At 57.0% G+C, this 24010-nt stretch carries 21 protein-coding genes; 12 read left to right on the forward strand and 9 right to left on the reverse strand.

Going from position 1 to position 24010, the window contains the following annotated elements:
* Window positions 1–149: 149 nt before the first annotated feature.
* The 4 genes from ACIX9_RS27595 to ACIX9_RS00665 all read right to left on the reverse strand — a co-directional run bounded on the left by ACIX9_RS27595 (window position 150) and on the right by ACIX9_RS00665 (window position 2705).
* A complete protein-coding gene (locus ACIX9_RS27595) occupies window positions 150–329 on the reverse strand; it encodes a hypothetical protein (protein ID WP_157477178.1) in 180 nt (59 codons plus the stop codon).
* A 26-nt stretch (window positions 330–355) separates the two neighbouring features.
* On the reverse strand, window positions 356–1135 hold the full coding sequence (locus ACIX9_RS24400) for a carboxymuconolactone decarboxylase family protein (RefSeq protein ID WP_232298761.1): 780 nt from the start codon (window positions 1133–1135) through the stop codon (window positions 356–358).
* A 67-nt stretch (window positions 1136–1202) separates the two neighbouring features.
* A complete protein-coding gene (locus ACIX9_RS24405; RefSeq protein ID WP_269744683.1) occupies window positions 1203–1370 on the reverse strand; it encodes a thioredoxin domain-containing protein in 168 nt (55 codons plus the stop codon).
* 615 nt (window positions 1371–1985) lie between these two features.
* Entirely contained in the window at window positions 1986–2705 is a 720-nt protein-coding gene (locus ACIX9_RS00665) for a TetR/AcrR family transcriptional regulator (RefSeq protein ID WP_198152127.1), read from the reverse strand.
* 70 nt (window positions 2706–2775) lie between these two features.
* Here ACIX9_RS00665 and ACIX9_RS00670 point away from each other — a divergent pair, with 70 nt between their 5' ends.
* The 10 genes from ACIX9_RS00670 to ACIX9_RS00715 all read left to right on the forward strand — a co-directional run bounded on the left by ACIX9_RS00670 (window position 2776) and on the right by ACIX9_RS00715 (window position 12194).
* Window positions 2776–3189 carry a carboxymuconolactone decarboxylase family protein gene (locus ACIX9_RS00670; protein ID WP_013578540.1) on the forward strand — a complete coding sequence of 138 codons (414 nt, stop codon included), beginning with the start codon at window positions 2776–2778 and terminating at the stop codon, window positions 3187–3189.
* Between the two features lies 1 nt (window position 3190).
* Window positions 3191–3922 (forward strand): SDR family NAD(P)-dependent oxidoreductase, encoded by a 732-nt coding sequence (locus ACIX9_RS00675; protein WP_041596862.1) that lies wholly within the window; start codon window positions 3191–3193, stop codon window positions 3920–3922.
* 36 nt (window positions 3923–3958) lie between these two features.
* Window positions 3959–4996 (forward strand): aldo/keto reductase, encoded by a 1038-nt coding sequence (locus ACIX9_RS00680; protein WP_013578542.1) that lies wholly within the window; start codon window positions 3959–3961, stop codon window positions 4994–4996.
* A 24-nt stretch (window positions 4997–5020) separates the two neighbouring features.
* Window positions 5021–5794, forward strand: a complete 774-nt coding sequence (locus ACIX9_RS00685; protein WP_013578543.1) for an SDR family NAD(P)-dependent oxidoreductase — start codon at window positions 5021–5023, stop codon at window positions 5792–5794.
* Between the two features lie 93 nt (window positions 5795–5887).
* Window positions 5888–6820 carry a fumarylacetoacetate hydrolase family protein gene (locus tag ACIX9_RS00690; RefSeq protein WP_013578544.1) on the forward strand — a complete coding sequence of 311 codons (933 nt, stop codon included), beginning with the start codon at window positions 5888–5890 and terminating at the stop codon, window positions 6818–6820.
* A gap of 74 nt (window positions 6821–6894) precedes the next feature.
* On the forward strand, window positions 6895–7095 hold the full coding sequence (locus ACIX9_RS00695) for a hypothetical protein (protein ID WP_013578545.1): 201 nt from the start codon (window positions 6895–6897) through the stop codon (window positions 7093–7095).
* 395 nt (window positions 7096–7490) lie between these two features.
* Window positions 7491–9047 (forward strand): MBOAT family O-acyltransferase, encoded by a 1557-nt coding sequence (locus tag ACIX9_RS00700; RefSeq protein ID WP_013578546.1) that lies wholly within the window; start codon window positions 7491–7493, stop codon window positions 9045–9047.
* Between the two features lie 23 nt (window positions 9048–9070).
* Window positions 9071–10045, forward strand: coding sequence for a hypothetical protein (locus ACIX9_RS00705; protein WP_157477180.1), 975 nt, complete (start codon window positions 9071–9073; stop codon window positions 10043–10045).
* Between the two features lie 99 nt (window positions 10046–10144).
* Window positions 10145–11944, forward strand: a complete 1800-nt coding sequence (locus ACIX9_RS00710) for an HAD-IIIC family phosphatase (RefSeq protein WP_013578548.1) — start codon at window positions 10145–10147, stop codon at window positions 11942–11944.
* Window positions 11937–12194 (forward strand): acyl carrier protein, encoded by a 258-nt coding sequence (locus ACIX9_RS00715; protein WP_013578549.1) that lies wholly within the window; start codon window positions 11937–11939, stop codon window positions 12192–12194. The genes ACIX9_RS00710 and ACIX9_RS00715 overlap by 8 nt, the downstream gene beginning before the upstream one ends.
* Here ACIX9_RS00715 and ACIX9_RS00720 read toward each other — a convergent pair.
* From ACIX9_RS00720 to ACIX9_RS00730, 3 genes are all read right to left on the reverse strand, one after another.
* Window positions 12184–13653, reverse strand: a complete 1470-nt coding sequence (locus ACIX9_RS00720; RefSeq protein ID WP_083808354.1) for a MaoC/PaaZ C-terminal domain-containing protein — start codon at window positions 13651–13653, stop codon at window positions 12184–12186. The genes ACIX9_RS00715 and ACIX9_RS00720 overlap by 11 nt on opposite strands.
* Window positions 13654–13849: 196 nt before the next feature.
* Entirely contained in the window at window positions 13850–17707 is a 3858-nt protein-coding gene (locus ACIX9_RS00725; RefSeq protein ID WP_013578551.1) for a carboxypeptidase-like regulatory domain-containing protein, read from the reverse strand.
* Between the two features lie 212 nt (window positions 17708–17919).
* Window positions 17920–19452, reverse strand: a complete 1533-nt coding sequence (locus ACIX9_RS00730; protein ID WP_013578552.1) for a sulfatase — start codon at window positions 19450–19452, stop codon at window positions 17920–17922.
* 570 nt (window positions 19453–20022) lie between these two features.
* Here ACIX9_RS00730 and ACIX9_RS00735 point away from each other — a divergent pair.
* Window positions 20023–20271 (forward strand): hypothetical protein, encoded by a 249-nt coding sequence (locus tag ACIX9_RS00735; RefSeq protein WP_013578553.1) that lies wholly within the window; start codon window positions 20023–20025, stop codon window positions 20269–20271.
* A 132-nt stretch (window positions 20272–20403) separates the two neighbouring features.
* Here ACIX9_RS00735 and ACIX9_RS00740 read toward each other — a convergent pair whose 3' ends face one another.
* Window positions 20404–20982 (reverse strand): VanZ family protein, encoded by a 579-nt coding sequence (locus tag ACIX9_RS00740; protein WP_013578554.1) that lies wholly within the window; start codon window positions 20980–20982, stop codon window positions 20404–20406.
* A 202-nt stretch (window positions 20983–21184) separates the two neighbouring features.
* Complete coding sequence (locus ACIX9_RS00745) at window positions 21185–22402, reverse strand: acetate/propionate family kinase (protein ID WP_013578555.1); 1218 nt, start codon at window positions 22400–22402, stop codon at window positions 21185–21187.
* Window positions 22403–22515: 113 nt separating this feature from the next.
* On the opposite strand from ACIX9_RS00745, the gene ACIX9_RS00750 reads away from it, so the two are divergent.
* Complete coding sequence (locus tag ACIX9_RS00750; RefSeq protein ID WP_157477182.1) at window positions 22516–23997, forward strand: hypothetical protein; 1482 nt, start codon at window positions 22516–22518, stop codon at window positions 23995–23997.
* Window positions 23998–24010: the final 13 nt, after the last annotated feature.

The following is a 24010-nucleotide window of genomic DNA, read 5'->3' on the forward strand; positions in this document are numbered from 1 at the left end:
AGAGCCAGGATTCAATGGCATCAAGGTCTGCGGTGAAGTGAGGCTGCGTGACAGCGGGGACGTAAGAGGCGAGGGAAGCAGAAGCGGCGCTCGTGCCCGGGATGCTTGCCGAGGCCAGGACATGCTCCAGGACCCCCGCATTGCCGCGCTCAATGTAGATATGACGTGAGGTAACCGTCGCTGAAAACATCTTCATCTTCATGCGCACGGATAACCACCTGATACTCCCCGTCTTCATCGCGCTGTTGCTCTTGACCTTGCTTCCAATACCCAGCAGCCTGCAGACACCGACCTTGAATCCCACACGTCAAGAGACAGTGCTCGCGCAAAGACCCGACGACTCCTTGCTCTCCGGCTAACCAATATCATTTGACCTTAGATTGGGGATGGATGTGATGGCATTCGTCAGGAGGTGTCCGACTGGGTGCCTCCCTGCATCTCGCGAGAGCCAACAGATGTCTGTCTCCAATTCCCGGGTGCAGAGTGGAATGTCCATCTCACTCTCAACTTCGATGAAGGATCGTTCCTTGACGCCGTCGGGAAGAGATTGAAGGATCGTGAGAATCGACGGGGCAGCCGTCTCATCGCCTGCAAAGATACAGCACCTGCCCGAGGCGGGGGCCTTACACACCCCGCACGGCAAGTAACTTTCCACGCTGGCCCCGGGCGATGCAGAGGCTACCCACCGGGAAAATACGCCGTTACCATGCAGGGTCACATCGACAGCAGCGATCAACTCTTCCGCCGCCCCCTTGTCCCGTACGACTTTCTCATGGGAATCAACGCACTTGCCGCAGCCGTTGATGGCCGAGACGGCCAGCGACCAGAGCTCGAAATCAAGCGGCTCCACGCCATGCGAACGAAGGACATTCATCCTCAATCGAGCGGGCAATCTTGCATATTCCTCGTTGCTCGAAAGATGCTGAAAGCGATAATAGATGTTGTTCATCCCCATAATGGCCGCGGCTGCTTTGGCTGCTTCGATGGCAGCATCAGAGAGATGCTTCGAGGCTTCCGCTAATACAGCTGCAGTCAAGACGGAGTTTCGAGTGCCTATCGCGGACGCAACCACTGTGCCCCAGAGTTGTTGCAGGGTCAGTTCCGTGTTGTTGCGGATGAGCGTAGAGTCGTTCAACTTCAGGTCCTTCGCGAACGCCGATAGGGAACCGTAAGAGCGTCTGACGTCATGATGCAATCTCCTTTTAGGCTGCGATGGTCTCTTCGCCTTTTTGCCAGTTGCAGGGGCATAGTTCATCGGTCTGCAAGGCATCGAGGACACGCAGAACCTCCTGGGGATTCCGGCCCACGGAAAGATCCGTCACATAGACAAAGCGAATGACGCCTTGTGGCGTCGACGAGAGAGGTTGCACGGCACAGTGCGCTGGTATGGTCCTTGCGATGGAATTGGCGCTCCGGCATTGGGCTCTTTGGCCTTTGGAGAGCGCGGGGGCCATTTGGCGATCGAGGCAGAAGAGATGACCTCTCTGAATCGTGTCTATATGCAAAGGGTTGGAATCCTCAGAACGGCATTCAGCATGGGAGCCGAGCCATTCACCGCGGTCGACTGGATGTCTCAGGACCCGAACTTCAGCGGCCTATGCCGTCTTTTTTCGCGTTGCCTGGGACGTCTCGTCAACACCGTTCGCGTCGTGAACAATCTCGAGCTTGGCATATGCCCATTCCGCTTGATCGGCCAGACAACAGCACACTTTCCTGACTTTTCTTTGTGGCTCCGCACCTCGCATCCTTTGCAGCGAGCAGGTCAATCCCTTAAATTCTTCGTTTCAAAGGCTGCGGTGGGCTGGGCTGTGTTGACCACGGATCAAGATATCCTGCCTTTTATCTCGGAATCGACGCTGACGACTTCAATCACCCAGACACTCAACGCCTGGCGGCGCGTCCAGCAGGAGACAAGCTACGAGGGCCCATTCCAAGACGAGGTCAATCGGTCGACTAATCGAGAGTTTGGTTTGGCAGAGACAGAGTCAAGGGACCCGAGATCGAATCCCGAGAGCACTCTTAGCTCTTCGCGCCTTGGGTGACTTGGTGGAAAGCTTGCCGCGGAGATAGTGCCCCAGGAAGATCACAACCGCTTGCTCAACAACCTCTGTGATCCGCGCCGAAGAGAGTTCCGCCTCAGACCCCATGACACGAACCCAAAGGAGGGACTCGTCCACCATCCCGATGAACTGCTGCGATGCGAGTTCGGCATCGGTAAGCTTGAGCACACCTCGCTTGCCCAACTCCGCAATGTAGTTTCGGATCGCCCCCACCGCCGGGGTCTTTCCCGCATCGAAGAAGCTCCTCATCAGCTCCGGGAATCGTGAGGCCTCTCCAATGATCATGCGCAGAAATGAGACGGCAAGAGGAGACCGCCAGAACTCGCCGATTGCGTATCCAATCGTACGAAGACCCTTGGCAGGATCGGCGAGCATCGCCTCATCCGTATCGATCGACATAACCGGGAACGCCATCCACATACGCTCGACCACCGCATGGAACAACTGCGCCTTCCCCTCTGGAAACTGGTTATAGAGGGTTCGCCTGGCAGACCCTGCCGTCTGAGCGACGAGCTCCATGCTGGTTCCTTCGTAACCGTGCTGAATGAAGACCCGACTCGCCGCCGCCAGGATGGTGTCACGCTTCGACAGGACGTCAAGCTGAGCCAGGGATTCGAAGATGGACCGTTCAGGACGAGGAAGCATTCTGATGATCATACGGCACTCTCTTGCACTGGCAATGCTACTTCTGCACAGATAAGTGCATCTCATCCCTATGGCTAACGAACTCACTCCCTCCGCAACGGACACCCTCTACAAACTTGGTTCCGAAACCTTTACGTCTTCGCTCGGCACGTCTGCGGCCGAATTTGAAAAAGGCTTCGAGGACATTGCGCCTGGATTCGGCCGACTCATTCTGGAAGCAGAGTTCGGTACGGCCTATCACCGTCCCGGTCTCGATCTGAAGACGCGCGAACTCATCATCGTCGCGACTTGCGCAACTCTTGGCGCCACGGGATACGGTGCGGCCAAGATGCATATCGGAGCGGCGCTTCGGGCAGGTGCAACCCGTGCAGAGATCGTCGAAGCGCTCGTGCAAATTACCTTCGCTGCGGGTCTTCCCACTTCTATCGGTGCCCTTGAGGCGGCGCGTGATGCATTCGCCGCCCTCGACAAGGAAGGCCGCTAAGATGAGCGGTCTTTCGGGAAAGATATCGCTGGTGACTGGCGGGAGCCGTGGCATCGGACGAGAGATCGCTCTCGCTCTTGCAAAGGCGGGTTCGGATGTTGCGCTCATTGGTCGTACTGCTGGCCCTGACGCGTATGCCGTCGTCGATGAAATCCGGGCTATGGGTCGTCAGGCGTTCGTCTACTTCGCAGATCTCTCGAAGGCGGCGCAAGCAGCGAGTGTCGTACAGCAAGCCGCCAGTGAGCTTGGCCCAATCTCCATCCTCGTCAACAATGCGGGTATCAACCCCAGCAAACCTCTGGAGCAAATCAGCACTGAAGATTGGGATGAGACCATAGCCGTCAATCTGAGCTCCGCGTTCTACGTGACTCAAGCCGTCCTGCCAGCCATGCGCGCTCAACGATGGGGACGCATCATCATGCTCTCTTCTGTGGCAGCCCAGTTGGGAGGAGTGATCGGGCCTCACTACGCCGCAAGTAAGGCCGGAATCATTGGTCTCGTCCACGGATACGCAAGCCTCCTCGCAAAGGAAGGCATCACCGTCAACTCCATCGCTCCGGCCCTCATCGAAACCGACATGCTCAAAGGCAATGACCGCATCAAGCCCACCCTCATACCGCTCGGGCGCTTTGGAACAGTCGATGAAGTTGCCTCCGTCGCCTTGATGCTTGCCGAAAACGGATACATGACTGGCCAGACCATCAACGTCAACGGTGGCTGGTACATGAGTTAGTGCGCTCTTGCAGCGACAACAAAGAAGGGACAACAAGTGGAAATCAGAAGATTAGGTAATTCAGGACTACGTGTTCCAGCATTGAGCTTCGGCACCGCCACATTCGGCGGACAAGGGGATTTCTTCAAGGCCTGGGGAGCGACCGATACCGACGGCGCAAGCCGCCTGATCGACGTTTGCCTCGATCACGGCGTATCCATGTTCGACAGCTCAGACGGCTACTCAGCCGGTCTCGCAGAGACGATCCTCGGTAAGGCCATCGCAGGCAAGCGTAACAACCTCCTCATCTCGACCAAGGTCACCTTTCCAACGGGTCCAGGCCTGAACGACTACGGCTCCTCCCGTCAGCACTTGGTCGAAGCGGTGAACGCGTCGTTGAGCCGCCTGGGCACTGACCACATCGATCTGCTGCAACTCCACGGACAGGACTACAACACTCCAGTAGACGAGACACTTTCAACCTTGGATGAGCTCGTTCGTTCCGGCAAGGTGCGTTACATCGGTGCGTCCAACTTCTCGGGCTGGCATCTGATGAAGTCCGTCATGACCTCGTCACAGTATGGCTATCCCCGACACGTCGCGCATCAGGTCTACTACTCCTTGCTGAACCGGGACTACGAGTGGGAATTGATGCCGCTCGGGCAGGATCAGGGCATCGGTGCAGTGATTTGGAGCCCGCTCGGCTGGGGCAAACTAACTGGTAAGATCCGCCGCGATCAACCGGCGAAGCCCGGAACGCGCGCCCATGACATCGCGGGTACAGGTCCGAAGTACGAAGAGGAGCGACTCTATCGCATCGTGGATGCCCTGCTCGCGTTAACCGAACAAACAGGAAAGACAGTTCCGCAGATCGCTCTCAACTGGCTTCTTCAGAAGCGCACGGTCGCGACCGTCGTGATCGGTGCCCGCAATGAAGAGCAGCTCATTGAGAACATCGGCGCTGTCGGCTGGACTCTTTCCGCGGAACAGATCGCGACACTGGATGCTGCCAGCGATGCCCCCGCGGCATACCCGGTCTGGCATCAGCGCGGCTTCCCTGTGCTGAATGAACACTCCACCACCAACCGCAACTAAGAACAAGTGAATCAGGAGATTGCAATGAATCGTTTTGATGGAAAAGTAGTAATCGTGACGGGAGCAGGATCGGGAATTGGAGCGGCCACAGCCAAGCGTTTTCTCGCGGAGGGAGCATTGGTCGTGCTCAACGGGCGACGCAAGGACAAGCTCAGCGAAACAGCGGAGGGCTTTGATGATGGCCGGGTGTTGCTGCACAGCGGAGACATTGCGGATGAGGGCTATGTCAAGCAGTTGATCGAAGCCACCGTCGCAAAGTTCGGCAAGATCGATGTGCTCGTCAACAATGCAGGCGTATCTGCCTTCGGTCCGATCCTGGACAGCACGACGGAGCAATGGCGCAAGGTCATGAGCATCGATGTCGATGGGGTGTACTTTGCTATCCGCGCCGCACTACCGCATTTGCTGAAGACCAGGGGCAACATCGTCAACGTCTCGTCTGTCTCAGGTCTGGGTGGCGATTGGGGAGGCAGCATCTACAACACAGCCAAGGGTGCCGTCTCGAATCTCACCCGCGCTCTGGCCCTGGAACTAGGCTCGCAGGGCGTTCGAGTGAATGCCGTGAATCCCAGCCTCACCTCGACCGAAATGACCGCCGAGTTCGAGAAGAACGATAAGCTCATCGCAAAGTTCACGGATCGTCTCCCCATCGGACGAGGTGCCCGGCCGGAGGAAGTCGCGAGTGTCATCGCCTTCCTCGCAAGCGAGGATGCCTCGTTCGTCAATGGCGTCAACCTGCCCGTAGACGGCGGCGTCACCGCTTCCAACGGCCAACCAAACATGACCGGACTGGTTTAGCCTCGTCGAGAGCGGTTAGCGCCGCTCTCGATCTCCTTTCATTCTCGCTTTATCTAAAAGCCTGTTCGCCGTACCGAGCCACAAGGACACAGCATGACTCACAGCACTGACATTCATCAGGATGTGGCATCCCTGAACGCAAGACTTGCAAACATTCAGACAAAGAGCGGTTATGCACTGGGTCTGGAGACTGAGGAAGGCGTGCTCGACCTAACTGCTACAGGTGCCGCACTCGGGATGTCAGCCCCGCGGGATATGGACGACCTTCTTCAACATGGCTTGGGGGAGCAGGTCCGTCGCATCCGGGATGCGGTCGCGGACAGACCTGAAACTGCGGTGCTGATTAAACTGCAGGACGTCATCTTCGCCCCTTTGGTCACGCGACCCGAGAAGATCATCTGCGTGGGTTTCAACTACGAGAAGCATGCCGAGGAAACCGGCACCCCAATCCCGAAGGCTCCACCACTCTTCGCCAAGTTCAGCAACGCACTCAACCACCATAACGGTGTGGTGACTCTACCCACCCGTGTTGACAGTCACTTCGATTACGAGACGGAACTCGTCATCGTCTTCGGTCGGCGTTGCCGTGACGTCAAGGAAGAGGAAGCTCTGGACTACGTGGCTGGCTACTCGATCGGCAACGACGTGAGTGCCCGCACGCTTCAGCAACAGACGACGCAGATCACCGCTGGCAAGATCTCGGACGGCTTCGCTCCGGTTGGCCCTTGGCTCGTAACCCGGGACCGCATAGCCGATCCGAACAATCTCCGCCTGCAAACTTTCTTCAACGGAGAGCGACGCCAGGATTGGACGACGAGCGACATGATCTTCGATTGCCGAAAACTCATCAGCTACATCACAGGCATCATGACGATCCAACCAGGCGACATTCTTTTCACAGGCACGCCGCAGGGAGTGATCCTCGGAGAAAAAATACCTGCGATGCTACGCCGTTGGGTTAAACCGGGTGACGAGGTGATCTCCACCATCGAAGGTCTGGGCGAACTCCGCGTCACCTATGAGTAGAAGTTCGTTCATCACTTGCGCTGTCTGGCCATAGTCGATCTCCAGGTGAAAACTTTTATCTCCGTGGAGTCACCGTGCAAGGAGCGATCAACATCCGGGGCGGCGCGGATCTGCCCATGCACTTGGAGAATCCGGTCAGCCTTGGTTGCACGACAACGGGAGAGGTGCAGCCTTGGGGAGCCAGGATGCACGCAGCCCTCACGGTGGAGGCGGGCAAGGTCAACCATGGAGACACCGGCTTTCGCTCCAGTCATGAAGTTGTGCCTGCAATTTAGACGAATCTTGCCCCTACGAGGATGGCGAATGCGACGTGGCACAGGCCTTCGAGTGTAGTATCGAGCCTCTCATGGTCTTGTGCGAGTCATCTACAACGCGCGACCCATGCGAATCTCTTTCTCCATCGGCAACACCCAGACGCGAAAGCGTCTTTACGAAGGAAGTCGATCGACAGGTAATTTACTGGAAAAGGCATGCACTTCGCACCGTCGACTCTGGAGGACGCCTCCAGGAGGCGTGGCTACGGTCCCTTCTGCTAAAAACGGATCCTCCTTCGCTTTGGTCAACACCTAAATTATGATGGGACTCTGAATTTCAGTTCTGGCGTTTCGGCTGCGCTCGGATAATTGACTCGCAATGACCAACAACTTGAAACGAGATCCGGACTTGACCCATGCTGTTTAACTCCTTCCCTTTTCTGTTCATCTTTCTCCCCATTGCTCTGCTTGGGTATCAGATTGCGGGACGTCTTCATCGTCGTGGAGTTGTTGTTTGGTTGGGCATTGCTTCGCTCGCTTTTTACGCCTATTGGCATCCAACATTTCTGATTATTCTTGGCATCTCGATCCTGCTCAACTACCTCATCGCGTGTCTGATCGTGCGACGTATCCCAAACTCAATCGGCACTCATATCTGGCTCGCGCTCGCGATCTGCGCGAATCTTGGGGCGCTCTGCTACTTCAAGTATCTCTTTCCGTTTCTCATCTTCGTGACTTCCTTCACCCACACAAACCACGATTGGGGCCGCGTCTTGCTCCCGCTCGGCATTTCCTTTTTTACCTTTACTCAGATCGCGTATCTTGTCGATCTCCAGCAGAATGCCGCTGAACTTCAAGACTTCTCCAGTTACATGCTTTTCGTTACCTTCTTCCCCCACCTGATTGCAGGCCCGATCCTTCACCACAAATCGATCATGCCCCAATTCGCGGAGGGCAGAGACTATCGACTCAACGCGGATGACGTAGCCGTCGGCTTCTCGTGGTTCATCATGGGACTGTTCAAGAAGGTCATGCTGGCCGATAACTTCATATCGGCCGTTGACCCTGCATTCGCTGCACCAGGTGGAGTGTCCCGGCTCGCGGGATTGATCGCAATCCTCTCCTATGCACTTCAGCTTTACTTTGATTTTTCAGGATACTCGGATATGGCCCTCGGGCTGGCTCGAATGTTCTCCATCCAATTTCCACTCAATTTTGCATCACCCTACAAAGCCTCCAATATCATCGATTTCTGGAATAGGTGGCATATGACTCTTACCCAGTACATAACCAGCTATGTCTTCACTCCGGTTCAAAAACTGATCAGGGAGCACCGCCAAAAACAAGGACTCGCCGTCAATCGAAAAGCGCTCAATACTGTATCCGGGTTCGCCAATATGATCGCAATTCCCACACTGTTTACTATGGGGATCGCGGGCATCTGGCATGGAGCAGGATCTCGATTCATCATCTACGGCCTGCTTCACGGAGGCTACATCACTTCGGCTCATGCTTGGAGGATTACACGGACAAAGAGACCCAATCTAATACCGAAATGGATTGGGCAACAGTTCCGTCACATCTTTTCCGTAGGCCTTACTTTCTTCGCGGTCATAGTAAGCCAGGTTTTCTTTCGATCGAGCAGCACAGGAAATGCGCTTCTTCTACTCAGAAACACCTTTGGTTTCCACCATAGTCAGAGCTCGACGGCCGCGCTTTCTGGCTTCCCGCTCCTAAGTGCCCTGGCCTTATTGGTTTTGGGATTTATAATCGTCTGGCTTCTACCCAACACCCAGCAAATCCTGATCAATTTCAAGCCTTCATTGGCTCTGGCCGAGTCGGACGCAAAACCTGCCGTATTCACATTTCGTTGGAGCCCCACCTTCCTCTGGGCGGTCATGCTGTCAGCCGCCCTGGTCATTTCGGTATCCCACTTTCAAGATCCATCAACATTTCTGTATTTCCAATTCTGATGATTGGAACGAATAGACAAAATATGACTAGCGAAGATGGAGAAGGTTTAGGGAAAATAGAGCCGCGCGTTCCCATGCGCATGGGGCGCTACATCGCTCTGCTCGGATTTTCTGCAATCGTCCTGTATTTATTGCCCTTTGTTATTAACAAAATGCCAGGTTACGATAGGCGCTTCGGAACATTCTTTGGCCCTCTTTTGGACTATGGATACTCTGCGAATGACGTAAATGCGGATATCGTGGTGTTCGGCGACTCCAGCGCAGTCTTCGGTTTTGATCCGGTGCAGGTCGGCAATGCCTTGAACCTCAAAGTCATCAATCTGCCTAATACTTTGGGGTCCTTAGCGGTAACTCAAGATGATGTGCTCCGGGGCTATCTTAAACACAACAAGGCTCCTCGGTTGATCGTGTTTTATTTTGCTCCTTGGGATCTTGACTTCAATGCAGGAAAGCCAAAGGAAAATCTGTTTGAAGGAGAAGACATACTCCTCCGTACCGCCCCGGCTTCCGAGATCATCACGTACTTCCGCCATTACCCGCTCCATCTCCTCAACTATCCTCTGGAGTTCTATTCGTCCGTAGTTCAAAACTCCCTGGTCACCTTCGCACATCACACATCGGGACAAGCCCAGATCGTAGCGAGACACGGCCATGCAGATGTTCCCGCGCATGCCCCTTCTTTGTCCGAAGACTGCTCGTTGCCCACCGCCCTCACCAATCCAGTGGGCTCTGACACGGTAGACCGGTTTATCAACTCCTATCGCTCTCAGGCAACACAGACGTGGTTGTATATATCTCCGATTCCCAACTGTCGAAACGCCCAACTAATCACGAACCGTTCCTATCGTGGCGATTTGACATCCTCTCCAGCAGCGCTTGATCCTACTTTTTTTGCTTTGGACTACACCCATGTAAGGGCGCCAGGGGTCCCGCAATCTTCAGAGATCTTCACACAAGCGCTTACGAAAGCGTTGAAGTCGGAGCCCCTGAGCCATTGATTCCAAAAAGATCTCGAATCACGCGCACTCGCAAGAATTTAGTTGAGACGACTCCTCCGGATCGCTCCCAGGCGGCAAGAACTTGTAGCATATCTACATATGCTTGATTTCGACTTCTGCTCCATTGACGACATCCTCCGAAACCGGAAAAGTATTCGAAGAGAACTCTCAGCGTCGGACGGCCTGCGGGAACTCAGAATCGCTGTACTTGGAGGATCGACAACGAACGAGTTCGTCAATCTCCTTGAGATCCTGCTGCTTGCCAGTCATTTCCGGCCGGTCTTTTATCAGTCGGAGTATGGGAGATTCTATGAGGACGCAGTCTATGATCCTCAGACGCTTATCGACTTTAAGCCCGATCTGGTCTATATCCACACCTCAAATCGAAACATTCAGAACTACCCCCCTCTAAATTGCTCAGAGGAACAGCTCGCTGGCTGCGTAGCGAGCGAACTGGAGCGATTCCAGGAGATTTGGAGTGCTTTGGACGCGAATGTTCATTGCCAGATTGTGCAAAATAATTTTGAGGTCTCTGCTTATAGCTTTCTGGGAAGTCTGGATGCATCGTCGAGTGGGGGCAGAGGCCGATTCCTCTCAGAACTCAATGTGGCCTTTGCAAAAGCTATTGCCGAGCGTTCCAACACGATTCTGCAAGACATCCATAGCATCTCCGCTCATGTAGGCCTCAAGCGCTGGTTCGACTGGAGCCGCTACTTTAGTTACAAACTGCTATACACAGCTGAAGCAAATCTTGAAATAGCACGTTCATTAAATGCGATTGTCAAAGCGATCTACGGAAAGAAGCGCAAGGTTCTTGTGCTTGATCTTGACAATACATTATGGGGCGGAGTCATCGGCGATGACGGAGTCGACGGTCTTCAGCTAGGTCGCGAGACCCCCATGGGAGAGGCCTTCATCGAATTTCAGGAGTACTGCCTGGGGCTTCGCGATCGAGGGGTGTTGTTAGCGGTTTGTTCAAAAAATAATGACGAGACCGCAAGAGCCGGCTTTATGCACCCAAGCTCTATCCTGAAGCTGGAACACATATCCAGTTTCAAGGCTAATTGGGATCCAAAACATGAAAACATCCGCTCGATAGCTTTGGAACTAAATCTTGGCTTGGATAGTTTCGTCTTTATTGACGACAATCCTGCGGAACGTGAGATCGTCAGAGCCCAGATACCAGAGGTTGCAGTGCCTGATGTAGGGAACGATCCCGTACGTTATCCTGCAATCATAGAAGCCGGTCGCTTCTTCGAATCAATTTCACTTTCGAAAGAGGATCTTGCCCGAGCCACCCTGTACGCGCAAAACTCGAAGCGTTCCGTTCAGGCGCAAAAGTTTTCTGATTATGGAGAGTATCTCGATTCGCTGGAAATGATAGCTGAGATTTCGACGTTCAAACCGGTATACCTTGAACGCATAGCTCAACTAACAAATAAGACGAATCAGTTCAACTTGACGACGCTGCGTTTGAGCTTCAGTGAGATAGAAGCCTTCTCTTCCGACCCGGCCTACATTCCGTTGTACGGTAAGCTTGTAGATCGTTTCGGAGACAACGGGCTGATCTCGGTTGTTATAGGAAGAATAGAAAATACCGTTCTCTACGTCGACCTGTGGCTTATGAGTTGTCGAGTTTTGAAACGTGACATGGAGTTAGCGATGCTCGATGCCTTGGTTGAGAAAGCCAACTCTCATAAACTAGAGTCAATCGTCGGTTACTATATTCCAACGAGTAAGAATACGATGGTAGAAAATTTCTACCAGGGTCTAGGATTTGAGCCGGACACGGGCGAGGGGATGGAATACCCAGACAAACGTACCGTATGGCGCCTCAACCTGGCAGGTTATACAAAACGGAACACCCACAGTAAAACCAAGGAGTATGGAAATGCATAATCTGACGACCGATAGTGTTCTCGATGAACTTCAACCAATCTTTCAAGAGGCGTTGGACAAGCCAAATCTCACCGTTACCCTCTCATCCAATGCGATGAACACCCCGGATTGGGACTCATTGGCTCATATTGAAATCATCGAGATGGTTGAACGCCACTACAAGATCAAGTTCGGTTTGGGCGAACTCCAGGACTTAAAGGATGTGAATGATCTTGTAAAACTAACCATCGAGAAGGTAGCTAAGCTTTAACGCCCGCAGAGGAGGAAAGCTTACGGAGAATGGGCAGCAGAATATCGACGGGATCTTGTTCGCGTTCAGGAAGTACTCCCGCAGTCTGATCCGTTCGTAGTCTGGGCAAGCGTGTCGTGATGATGTGCAGCCCCGGCATATGCTGGTTCATATCGTCACACAGGATCTCTCCCGCGGCCTTGATCATTGAGTATTCGGTCATTCCAGCAGGCCGTTCCTCAACTGCAATTGACGAAGGATAATAAACAGCCAGCGGAGCTTTTGCGGAGACGTATGTTTTTTCGGACCCTACAAGCTCCTTACATAAGTCGTAGAAGCCTTGTATATAAAACACAGAAAAATCAGCGAGGATCGAGGAGGACATCACCTCTCCCTTGGGACGGAAGATAGCGTTCGTAGCAAAATAAAACAAATGAGTGATTGGGCCATTGAGAAGAGAAAGTTGAGATGCAGCAGGCTTGCGAACGTCGTAGGGCAGCATTTCTATTTGCTTGCCGGCGCTGCGAATCTGATCGATGACCTTACCGGCTTCTAGTTTCCCCAGGGTATAGGTAATAGTTGATGAGCCGCCACCAGCGCCGATGAGTTTGGCCGTGAGTTCTCCCAGCCCTCGAGACCCCCCAATGATGAGCGCTCTCATATCGGCGAATTCTTCGGGACGCACCCGGCTCGCGAGTTCTGGCATGGTGGCCTGTTCAACTGGGGGCGTTCTGACGAACGTGTCCAAAAAACCATCTATGTTTGATCCAATGACGTGAATCTGCGCCTTACGAAAGCGTTCGTCCACCCGAGCTACGTTGAAGGAGAGCGACTCTCCGGCGCCACCCGTCGGCGTCAAACCGATTTCAAGATCAAGCTTTGAAAAAGTCGAATACAGGCCGGGAGCTTCCATCCCAACGACATACGAGCAGGCAGCTAACTCGGCTACCGTTCGGGCTTCAACTAAGTCACAGAGATCGGGAAACATTTGACGCATATCTTGTTTCGTAGCTACAAACGCATTCCCACTTATTTTCTCCAACTCAGCCAGATCAAGATTGCGTGGAGCCTCGAGAGGTGTTTGCGCCGACCGTGAGTGTATGTCTTCCAGCTCTATTTGTTGATCCGCACTAGAAGCTCCGAAGTGTATTTCAGCGCTTAGCGTGCTCATGCCCGCCACCTCTACCCTGAAGCGGAGAATCGACTCCACGGAGGAGACCAGAATGATCTCGGCCATATCTCCGAGATAAACCCATTTCAAGAATTTCACTTTGATACGGGTTGGGCATCGAACGATGTGGTCTTCCGTGGTCAGCGTCTCCAGAGCCCAAAGCAGCGTATGCATGCCATGCACTACTGGCAGACCGGCCTGTGTGCGCCGAGCTTGAACCGCATCCATATGTATGGGATTGCGATCTCCCGTAGCCGCAGCAAATCTTTCCTGGCCTTCATCACCCACAATTCGCTCATCAATTCTCATTTCGATCCCCTCAATCAAGTGTATCCGTAAGAGATTCAGGTCTAAAGTCCAGTCGGATCTTCGTTGTAGCGATTGCAAAGGTGAGATGGCAACATTCAAATGAGTAGGAACTCATCAATGGTTGAAAGCTCACCGTGATAAGTGGCTCTTATCCACTCTTCCTTCAAAGCTCTTTTGGAGTAACTGGTGAATCAGACTAGAAGCGGATACGTCCGGAGAACTGAAAGTCTCGGCTCCCTGAGTTGCTGGTTGCGCCACTGAGAGTTCCGAAGGCGGAGCTGTTGATATTCGTGGTGATGCCGCTGAACGTAACCTTATTGGTTACATTCTGGCAGTCGACGGCAAAGATGAACTTGAAGCGCTCGTTGAGATCGAAGGAGCGCCGTACGCCCATGTTGAGGTTATAGACGCTGGGGTTGCGGAGACCGAAAGCCGCGGTTCGAGGCGCATCGCCGATCATGAGGCTTCCGGAGTTGCAGAAGGGGCCGGAGCTGCTGGTGCAGGCTGCTCCGCCTACGCCCTGTCCCGGCGTAGTGCTGGTGACTGCGCCCGAGAGATAGGAGATGGCACCCAAATTGGCTGCAGTGATGCCTTTGCCCCAACTGCCGTTCTGGCGGATAGTCTTGCCTGCGAAGTTGGGATTGATGTCGGGCATGCACTGTCCTGCACCGGGCTCGGATGAAGAGGTGCAAGCTGACGAGGTGATGGCGAGCGGAGTGCCGGAGACATAGGTGAAGATGCCGGAGAGATTCCAGCCGCCGAGGATAGCGCGCGTGAGAAGGTGATCGCCCAAAAACTCGCCCTTGCCACCGGCAGGAAGCTTATAGACACCGTAGATGGAGAGGTTCTGCGGAACGCTGGTGGCGCTGAGGCCGCGGTCAATGCGGTCCTGCGCCCAGGCCTTCCCGTTGAGGGTAAGGTTGGCGGGAATGGCGTAGCCGCTGCGGATGGTGCCGGTGTCGTCGATCTGCTTGCCGTACGTGTAATTGAGGTTGAGGGTGAGGCCATGCGAAAGGCGCTTGGCGACCGAGAGCTGGAGGGAGTGGTAGGAGGCGTTGGCGGTCTGGCTGCCCCACGTATCGGTGACGCTGGAAAACTGCGGCATCCAGGTCAACATCTGGCCGATGGTTGCTTTGCCAGCGCCGCTCGTTGTGCTGGCAGCCTGCGAGTATCCGGAGTAGGGCGCAGCGATGCCGGGCACGATCGCGCTAGCCTTGGCGATGTTGGCGGTGGTTGCAGGAGCCGAGAGCAGAGCGGTTCCCAGCATGTAGTAGCGAGGATCGATCTGACCCGATTGCAGACCGCGGATATTGCTTGCACCGGCGAGGAAGTGGCTTTCAGACCCAGCGTAGTTGACCATGAGCGTGAGGTCCCGCATGAGCTCGCGCTGGAAGCCAAAGTTCCAAAACGAGAACTCTGGCGAGCGGCCGGAGACATAAGGATCGAGATAGCTGATGCCGCCCGGAGAGACGTAGGCTCCGGCACTAGTGACGTAGTTGCCGACGTTGAGGGTCTGGCTGATGGGCCCTGGCGCTGTGACGGCCGGTACGGTATATCCCGGGCCGCCAAAGTTGTTATTGCTCAGACCTTGGGCCTGAAACCCGGCGCTGTTGTTGAGGTAGAAAGCCGGACCTGCACCAGTGCCTGCGCCCCCGTCGGTGAAGGAAGGGGTGCTGGTGAGTCCCAGCGAACCGGTTCCCTGATAAGCACCTCCGGCCCCGCCCGTTCCGCCGCCGTGCGAGTAAACCAGGGCATAGGCTGCGCGGATGACGGTCTTGTCGTTGACGGAGTAGGCAAGGCCCACACGCGGACCCCAGTTCTTCATGTAATTGCTCGCGGGCGATCTGCATCCGCAGCTTACGCCCGCGCCGCCGTGGTTACCGGCAAGCTGCAGCGCTCCGAGATTTCCCGTCACGGGGTTGGTGAGGTTTGGGTTGAGGAAGGAAAAGCGGTCCAGGACCTCGTTGTAGGTTGGCAGGTAGTCCCAGCGGAGGCCCAGGTTGAGCGTGAGCTTCTCCGTGACCTTGTAGTTGTCCTGGAAGTATGGGGCCAGTGGATGATATCGGCCGCCAAGGACCGAAAAGGGCAGCACACTGACGCTCGTGTTTGCGACTGCGCCGAGCAGGTAGCTGGCATAGGCGTAGCCGGTGCTGCTGGCGTAGGACGTGCCGTTGATCCGGGCGGTCTCATTGACGCCCCATGCAAGGGTAATACCAGAGGTAGGCCCATCCTGTGCAGACTGATTCAGCTCCAGTTGCTGAATCTGGATACCGAAGGTCATGGCGTGCCGGCCTTTGACCCACAGCAGGTTGTCGACGGTGGTGTACGACTCATCGACCGTGGTCTTGCTGGTTCCGGGCACACCGTCCGCCCATTGGGTCTGAGCGTTGCTGCCGGAAAAGGTGGAGGTGGGGAACTCGGTCACAGCCTGCGAGTCAGCAGGAAGGCCACTGAAGTTGATGCCCATGTTGACGGCTTCGTATTGCGCGACGTCCTGGGTGAGGTTGCGTGAGGGCTTACCGCCGAGATTCGCAAAGCCGAACTTGAACTGATTTACGAGGTTCGGCTTGATCGTGTAGATGTCTTCCAGATCAGCCCAGTGGCCACCGGTCTGCGTATAAACCGATGCAAGATACGGCACGGGCAGCACGGAACTGTTACCGGTGTAAGGGATCGGGTGTGTGTTGCCGCCGGCGATGACGAACGAAATCCGCTGCTTGGTGGATGCGTCGTAGTCGATACGGCCGGAGTACAGCCAGTTGTGATTGCCCTGCGGATAGCCGCCGAGATAGTTGTTCTGAATCCCGGACGTAGTAGGAGCAGGCAGGAAGGACTGCATGGTCTGGCTGATCGGTGAGAGCTTGTTGGTGGGGATGACGTTCGCCGTGGGGAGGCCGTTCTTTACCCCCGTAAACGGCTGGCGAGTGCATGTGGTTGAGGTGGGGCAGGTGAGCGTGGTGGGATCGTAAATGGTGTAGGGGACCTCGGTGAAGTCGCCGGTGCGCATCAACAAGGTAGGAATGGTCGCAGTGGCGTAGGTGGGTGCGGAGTTTGCGTGCGTCAGATCGTAGGCGCCGAAGAAGAAGAGCTTGTCGTGCCCATTGAAGAGAAATGGAATGCGCACAGGACCGCCAGCGGCTGCGGTGAACTCATTCTGGTGGTCGGCGGGTTTGACCGGTGGCCCGGATTGAATGACGCCGTTGACGCTTCTCTGCGAGGGCACGGCCGGTGCAGTGAAGCCCCACGTATCGAAGATGGTATTGCGGATGAAGTCGGCCACGGTGCCGTGGTACTGGTTGGCTCCGGACTTCATGGTGTAGTTGACGGAACCCGCGCCCTGCGCGTCGACGGACTGGCCGCTCGTGGTCGCGCCGATCTGGTCGATGGCCTCCGAAGGGATGATGTTGAAGATCGGGCGATTGTCGCCGATCTGGCTGATCGTGGAGATGGGAATGCCGTCCAGGAACACCTCCTCCACGCGGCTCGCGGTGCCGGAGAACAGTGACGAGCGCGCACCGGGCTGTGCTCCGGGCAGCAGGTTCGAGAACTGGGTGATATCTCGCTGCTGGTTGCCGGCAACGAGCAGCGGCAGTTCCATGTACTCGTCACTGGTGATGGTCCCGCCCAGCGTGGCGTTGGTCGTATCGAGCGCAGGAGGCGCGGCGGTCACGGTGACGGACTCATCTTGGCTGCCGGGCTTCAGCGTGAGGTTGAGGCCGAAGACCTGCGCGGCGTTGATCGTGATGTTCTCCTGGGTGAAGCCTTGGAAGCCCGGTGCGGAGACGGTGACGGTATAGGTCCCGACGATCAAGGGACTGAGCTGGTAGAGGCCGCTGGACGATGCGGGCCGTGTGATGACGACACCGGTGCCGACGTTCGTTGCCGTGATCGTGGCGGTCGGGATGCGAGCCCCGCCCGGGTCGGAGACGGTGCCGGTGATCGCGCCTTCTCCGCCGTTCTGAGCGGAGGCGAAGTGTCCCTGAAAGAGCAGTGCGAAGCAGAGCAGCAAGAAAAAGAGTGCGTGTCGATAACGGGGCGTGCGTGAGGCGTTCATCTGATCTCCAAGGTGCTTTTGAGCGAACGAGGGCGTTCGCCGCGAGGACGTGATTTGCTATCGGTTTGTGGCTGAGAAATGGGCTCTGAGTGCTAGCTCAGGCGGGCGAGCGCTGGATGATTCAACATCGGGGATGGGACGGCTGAGAGGCAGTTGCGAGGATACGTTTTCGCGACAGGATCACTTGGGCTACTCCATAACTGCTACGTAAATTACGTGGCTGAGGCCGCGGCTCTTTGTCTGCGGACGTAAGCTCGGGCAAGCGTGGCAAACTTTGCACAGCGTGCGGCGTGATCGGGATGCTCGGCAAGGTTCTTCATCTCGAGCGGGTCTTCCTGCTCATCGAAGAGCATGCGGCCATTGACTCCGTCTTCGCCGAACTCTGCGTAGCGCCAGCGGTCGTGGCGTACGGCAACACCATGAACGGTCTTACCGTCTTCGCTCCAGATGCTGTACGCGGGCTTATCCCACGCAGCCTTGGGCCGCCGTAGCAGAGGGGTGAGGCTGGTGCCCTGAAGTCCACCCGCCGGCGGCTTGAGGCCGCAGAGCTCGACCAGCGTGGGATAGAGATCCAGCGACTCGACGAGGCGAACGGAGGCTGCGCCGTTTCCGGCTGCTCTGGGGTCGTGGATGATGAGCGGAACGCGCGTGCCCATCTCAAAGAGGGAGCCGGCCTTGGACCACTTTCCCTTTTCGCCGAGCTGATAGCCATGATCCGCAACGAACACGACGATCGTGTTCTTACGAAGGCCAAGCGCATCAAGCTCCGCGAGCACGCGGCCGATATTCCAATCGGCCCACGAAATGGAGGCCAGATAGGCACGGATAACCTCCTGGGCCTCGTGAGTGCTTGCACCTCTGCCGATGAAGAGGTCAGCGTTGCGCATGCGGATGGCAGCCTTGGGAAAGCCCGGCGGCACGGTGGGCCATGCGGCAAAGTCCGGCGTAAGCTCAAGCTTCGCAGGATCGTAGAGATCGAAGAAGCGCTGCGGGGCAGTCGGTGGACTATGCGGTTTGGAAAAGCCGCAGCCGATGAAGAAGGGTTGGTTGCGATAGGTCCTGAGATACTCGATCGCCTTCTCCGCAACCCGGTTTTCGGGATGTCCTTCTCCGTCGCCGTCGAGCACGATGATCTGGTCGGAGTGCATCGCCTGCTGATTGTCCTGGGGCAGCGGTGGAACGACGCCTGATGGCGGTGATGGCACTGCCTCTCGTGGGATGACCAGCTTATGGCCGAGCTGTGCGGACTCATGACCGGGCTGCTGAGTAACTGCATTGCCGCCGCCTACCGTCCATGCCTTCTCGTCGTCGTAGATATCGTGGAAGATCTTGCCGCTGCGTGCGGTCACATATCCCTGCTCCTTGAACAACTGCGGGAGGCTGGTGAGGTCCGGCCTTGTATCGCGGAAGTTGGTGCGATTGCCAAGGACCTCTGTCTCAAGAGGAACCTGTCCCGTCAGAAGCGAGCTGCGCGAAGGATTGCAAAGCGGGAACTGGCAGTAGTTGCGATCGAAGCGCACACCACGCTTGGCGAGTGCGTCGAGGTTGGGGCTCTGCGCGCGGAAGCGGCTGCCGTAGCAGCCAAGCTCAACACGCATGTCATCCGACATGAGGAACAGGACGTTGGGTCTAGAGGAGTCATGAGGCTGTGCCTCCGCGCCAGCGCCAAGAGCGCCCGCCAAAGCCGTGACTGCTGCCTGCGCTACAAACTCACGACGTGTCGATTTCAATTGGTTATCTGACATTTGATTCTCCGGCACGGATCCGTAGAGCACTACAACGCGTGGGGCGCAATGGACAAGGGAATGACTCGCATACGCTGAGGTGAATGACTTCGCTCATACGCCCTTCAAGCGAGATTCATGCTGAAGGGCAAGGAGTGTTGCTTAGCGGCACAAACAACAACGCCCACTGGCGTGGGCGGAGTTCCTGAACTCGATCGAACACAAAACATCTGGTTCTAACATCGAGCAAGGACATGCGCACCACTCCGCTGCAGTGTCATACAACAACAGAAGGGCGCAATTGTTTTGGGGAAGGCCATTGAATTAATCTAAGTTCTCACGATCACGGTCTTCGGTCAAGCAACGCCACTGTCCTGCCTAAGGCATCCTGCTCTATGTCCAAGTCTTACGGCAAGTCCGCCACGAATGACTTTCATCAGACGAGTATCTCGACATCTTTGCGCGTGCCCTGGACTGGATGCATGAATCGCAGGCGGTTTCTGGGAGCGGAGTGCAGCTGATCCAGTACACGCTGCAGAATGACGTCGGCGCAGACCTGAAGAACCCAGCACCTTCGTCCCGTTGGAGATCATGCATGAGGAAGACCCATCCCGCTCCGTAGTGTTGAACGACGGCTTCAGCCCGCCACCCGGGAGCGCCGCGCAGGCCTGGTTCGAGCCCTGCAACGACACCATGCACCGCAGCGATGAGGAGGCCTGGGGCGGCTGGTGGAACAATCACCAGGGCGCGGGCGACCAGTGGTACGACGATTTCTACAAGGACTCAGAGCACTTCACCTATCGGCAGCCGTTGAAGGCAAACCGGTCACGGGCAAGCTGACGTTGAGCATGGTTGAGCCGGGCGGCAGGATAGTTGAGTTGGGCACATGGGCCGCCCCGGAGAACGTGAAGGATCAACAGAAACGGCGCAGGGTTGACCCCTGCGCCGCGCGGATAACTCAGGAATGATTGACTAGGCTGCGACACCGAAGCCGCGCCCATATCGGCTGCGCAGACGCTGCAGGCGGGTCTGGCGCATGTTGCCGACGACCTCGATCAGCTTGCGCCGGCGGGATGCCGCAACGGCGAAGACGATCGTGTTGAGCAGCAGCGCACCGGTCGTATCGATGACGACGTCGTGGATCGTGGCAGTGCGGCCAGGAAGGAAGCTCTGGTGGAACTCATCCGCACAAGCTACGAGGCATGCGCTCATGACGCCGCAGCCGACACCACGAACCCGCAGTGCGCTCCAGGTCATCAACACGCGCTTACGCAGGAAGGAGGTCCAGGCGCGGGCAAACATGACGCCCAGCAGACCGTAGCCAAAGAAGTGACCGACCTTGCGGAGGAACACGTTCGTCTCTTCGAAGCGGGCGGTGTCGGCCTGGTGATGGAAGAGGTTGACCAGGTGCAGGAGCCACTGACCGGTGTTCGCGCCGCCCATAACCTTGGTGGATTCTCCACAGATAACCGCAAGCCCGAAGAGGACAGGAATCCATGCGTACTTGTAATTGTGGGTGCGTGCCGGGCGAAGCGTCGTCGATGGGGTCATGTCTTGCAGTCTCCAGAGAGTAGTTGATTGTCCAGCTCTTAGTTGGTAACTAGAGCTATGCAACTCGCATGCCATTCTCGCGGAGATGTGTAAGCCTCTCATTTTGAGTGGTTTGACCACTCTTAGAAAAGTCCTCGAAGCTGAGCAAGCGGGTAGGAAGTGCGTAAAGCTGCGGCCGTTCTTACGTGTTTGCGACGTTTCCCTAAGAGTTGCCTGCATTTTTGATAGAAAGCTGGCATTCGTGCGCCATCTGCAGGCCTTCTTCCACCGGCATCGCCCAGGCCTGGAGCCGTGAGGCCGGCGTAGAGACGACAACTTGCCCCTCCGTGGACCGATTGAGCGCGGGATCAAGTTCCAGGCCCCAGCCGCGCAGACCCTCACAGACACCCGCGCGGAGCCACGGCGAGTCCTCCCCAATCCCTCCGCCAAAGAGCACAGCCTGGGCATCGCCGACAGCAGCAAGGTAGGCACCCACGGCGAGCCGAACGCGGTAGCTGAACATGCGCAGCGCCAGCCGGGCCGCCTCGTCATCGCGCTTCTCAAGCACTCGTGTATCCAGCGTTCCACCCGCAATCCCAAGCATGCCGGAGCGCTTGTTGAGCAGCTTCATCACCTCTTCAACAGTCTGCTTCTCCTTGTGCATGAGATACGGAATGATGGCAGGATCGATGCTGCCGGAGCGCGAGCCCATCATGAGTCCCTCCAGCGGAGTGAGGCCCATGGTGGTGTCCACGGAGCGGCCCTTCACGATCGCGCTAGCCGAGCAGCCGCTCTCCAGATGCAGCGTGACGACTGACACCTCCCCCAACGGTTTACCAACGGTCCGCGCATACTGCTCCACCATGAATCGATGGGAGAGCCCATGGAAGCCGAACTTGCGAATCCCGTGCCGGTCCGCGGCCTCACGCTCGATCGGATAGCGCCAAGCCTCCTCCGGAAGCGTACGGTGGAAGGCAGTGTCGAAGGTGACGTAAGCAGGGGTGTCCGGCAGCCGCTGAGCAAGAACCCCAAGAATCTGAAGCGAGCTCTCATTGTGCAGCGGCGCAAGCTCCTCGAGCGCCTCGATGTCATGAAGCACCTCGTCCGTAACTCGAGTGGCCCCATCGTATTTGACACCCCCGTGGACCACTCGGACAGCAGTGAAGGCCAGACTATCCGCGGAGACCTTCTGATCCTTCAGCCACCTCAGAGCAAAGTCCGTCGCCGCCTTCATATCCGGAGCCTTGACCTTCTCAGAGTGGGCCAGCTGTCGTGGCCGAGAGGGATCGAAGACACTCAGAGTAGCCTCATCCCCAAACTCTTCGATAGCGGCGGTGATGCGTTTTGTTGCCTCACCCGCGAACCGCTGGTTATCAGTAAGTCGCACCACTTCAAACTTAAGGGAGTTGCTGCCGGGGTTAAAAACAAGCGCGTCTGCCATGGCAATTTCGATGCAGCTAACACCTCCGTGGTAGTCGTTGCAGCTTCCGGTGCGTCTACTGAGTGGACGCGGTCGAGTATCCTCGAAGCTATGCCCGACCGGGGCGCGGGCTGGTGACATTGCACGGTAGAGCGAAGACAGGACGCGGCATTGCGATCGGCCTCGGGGTGAGCCTCGCCCTGACCGCATCTCTGCATGCTCAGGATTCCGCTTCGTACTACGAGTTTGGAACGGTCGTAGCGCTCGGCCAGCGCAGCGTTGAGGTCCAGACGTCCGATCCCCAAAGGCCCCGGCCGGTCGTGCATACCTTCTTGCTCACCCGCGATACCCGAGCAGACCTCGTGCACATCGGAGATTCAGTCGAAGTCATCTACTCGCCCAGCGGAGCAGACCTGGTCCTCCGCCGAGTAGTCCTTCTCTTGGCCGGAATCCCCAAGGCCGGCCCTCCAGCGGTCGAGACGGCCGCAGCACTGCCATCCGCGCCACCTCCATCGACTGTCCGCCCCACAACGCCCCCCCGGACCAGTCGGAGCAATGGAAAAAATAAACCCGTGGTCCCTCCGGTGACTCATGCCGCAGTCGCGCTACCTCCCGCGCCTCCGCCCGCTGCTGCGCCAAGCAGAGCAGGAAACGCGCTCAATCTCGGCAATCCCAATGCCCTGCACGCGGCTCCATTGACGAACGTGCCGCTAGGCGTCCCCGCGTCGGCCACGGTCAAGCTCAACGCCCCCGGGTCCCGCGCCATCGCGCACGATGCCCCCGGCGCGGAGTGCAATCGTGGCAGCGCGGACTGGCCGGCACAGCCCCTCAGCATCGCCGTCCTGGACTTCCGCTACCCCACGGAGCGGGAGGAGTCGCACGACATCGGCACCACCGGCGGCGGCGCAGGCACCGCCGTGGCGGACCTGGTCTTCAACCGTCTGGGGCAGTTACAGGAGTTCCAGATGCAGCGCGGAGACCGCCGCCGCCTTGACCGCACGGACATCGCCGGAGCCGCTCGCCTCGGCCGTCAACTCGGCGTAGACGCGGTGCTTGCAGGGACCTTTCAGCCGGTGCCTCTGCCGCCCGGTGCAGAGGACGATCCCTATCGCCCCCCCACCTACGAGCTGCGGGCGGGCCTGGTCGATACCTGCACCGGACAGGTGCTGATGAAGCTGAGCTCGGACGTATGCGCGGAGAACGGGGGCAAAGGAAACGGGTGCGTCCCGCCGTCGATCACTGCGAAGCAGGCCTCGAATCCAGAGGCAAATGCAGGCGCCTTCGCGGTGCCCATGAACGCCTTGCTGGCCCCGCTCGAGCACAACACGACACCGCAGGCTCAGCCTCCGATGGCGGGAGTCGTACTCGGCGCAACGGACGTGGCCGTGACCCTGCGCGTGACCTCACCCGCGCAGGTCAGAGTGGGCGAGGAGTTAGCGGTCCATGCCACTCGCCTCGCCAAGAACCCCACGACGTACACCCTCAACATCCTGCGCGACCAGGAGATCGGCCGCATAGTGATCAAGAGCGTCCAGGGTGCAACCGCCACAGGCTCCTACACGGGTGATATCCCCGCCAAAGCTGGAGATCAGGTCGAATCCCTCTCGGCCCGCTGAGTTCCCCCTGGCT

Origin of the sequence: Granulicella tundricola MP5ACTX9 (assembly GCF_000178975.2) — a bacterium.
GTDB lineage: Bacteria > Acidobacteriota > Terriglobia > Terriglobales > Acidobacteriaceae > Edaphobacter > Edaphobacter tundricola.

Bases quoted from the DNA above. Each gene is read 5' to 3' on its own strand.
- ACIX9_RS00665 (WP_198152127.1), bottom strand. From the start codon at position 2,705: ATGCTTCCTCGTCCTGAACGGTCCATCTTCGAATCCCTGGCTCAGCTT.
- ACIX9_RS00670 (WP_013578540.1), top strand. From the start codon at position 2,776: ATGGCTAACGAACTCACTCCCTCCGCAACGGACACCCTCTACAAACTT.
- ACIX9_RS00675 (WP_041596862.1), top strand. From the start codon at position 3,191: ATGAGCGGTCTTTCGGGAAAGATATCGCTGGTGACTGGCGGGAGCCGT.
- ACIX9_RS00685 (WP_013578543.1), top strand. From the start codon at position 5,021: ATGAATCGTTTTGATGGAAAAGTAGTAATCGTGACGGGAGCAGGATCG.
- ACIX9_RS00690 (WP_013578544.1), top strand. From the start codon at position 5,888: ATGACTCACAGCACTGACATTCATCAGGATGTGGCATCCCTGAACGCA.
- ACIX9_RS00700 (WP_013578546.1), top strand. From the start codon at position 7,491: ATGCTGTTTAACTCCTTCCCTTTTCTGTTCATCTTTCTCCCCATTGCT.
- ACIX9_RS00705 (WP_157477180.1), top strand. From the start codon at position 9,071: ATGACTAGCGAAGATGGAGAAGGTTTAGGGAAAATAGAGCCGCGCGTT.
- ACIX9_RS00710 (WP_013578548.1), top strand. From the start codon at position 10,145: ATGCTTGATTTCGACTTCTGCTCCATTGACGACATCCTCCGAAACCGG.
- ACIX9_RS00715 (WP_013578549.1), top strand. From the start codon at position 11,937: ATGCATAATCTGACGACCGATAGTGTTCTCGATGAACTTCAACCAATC.
- ACIX9_RS00720 (WP_083808354.1), bottom strand. From the start codon at position 13,653: ATGAGAATTGATGAGCGAATTGTGGGTGATGAAGGCCAGGAAAGATTT.
- ACIX9_RS00725 (WP_013578551.1), bottom strand. From the start codon at position 17,707: ATGAACGCCTCACGCACGCCCCGTTATCGACACGCACTCTTTTTCTTG.
- ACIX9_RS00730 (WP_013578552.1), bottom strand. From the start codon at position 19,452: ATGTCAGATAACCAATTGAAATCGACACGTCGTGAGTTTGTAGCGCAG.
- ACIX9_RS00735 (WP_013578553.1), top strand. From the start codon at position 20,023: ATGCATGAGGAAGACCCATCCCGCTCCGTAGTGTTGAACGACGGCTTC.
- ACIX9_RS00740 (WP_013578554.1), bottom strand. From the start codon at position 20,982: ATGACCCCATCGACGACGCTTCGCCCGGCACGCACCCACAATTACAAG.
- ACIX9_RS00745 (WP_013578555.1), bottom strand. From the start codon at position 22,402: ATGGCAGACGCGCTTGTTTTTAACCCCGGCAGCAACTCCCTTAAGTTT.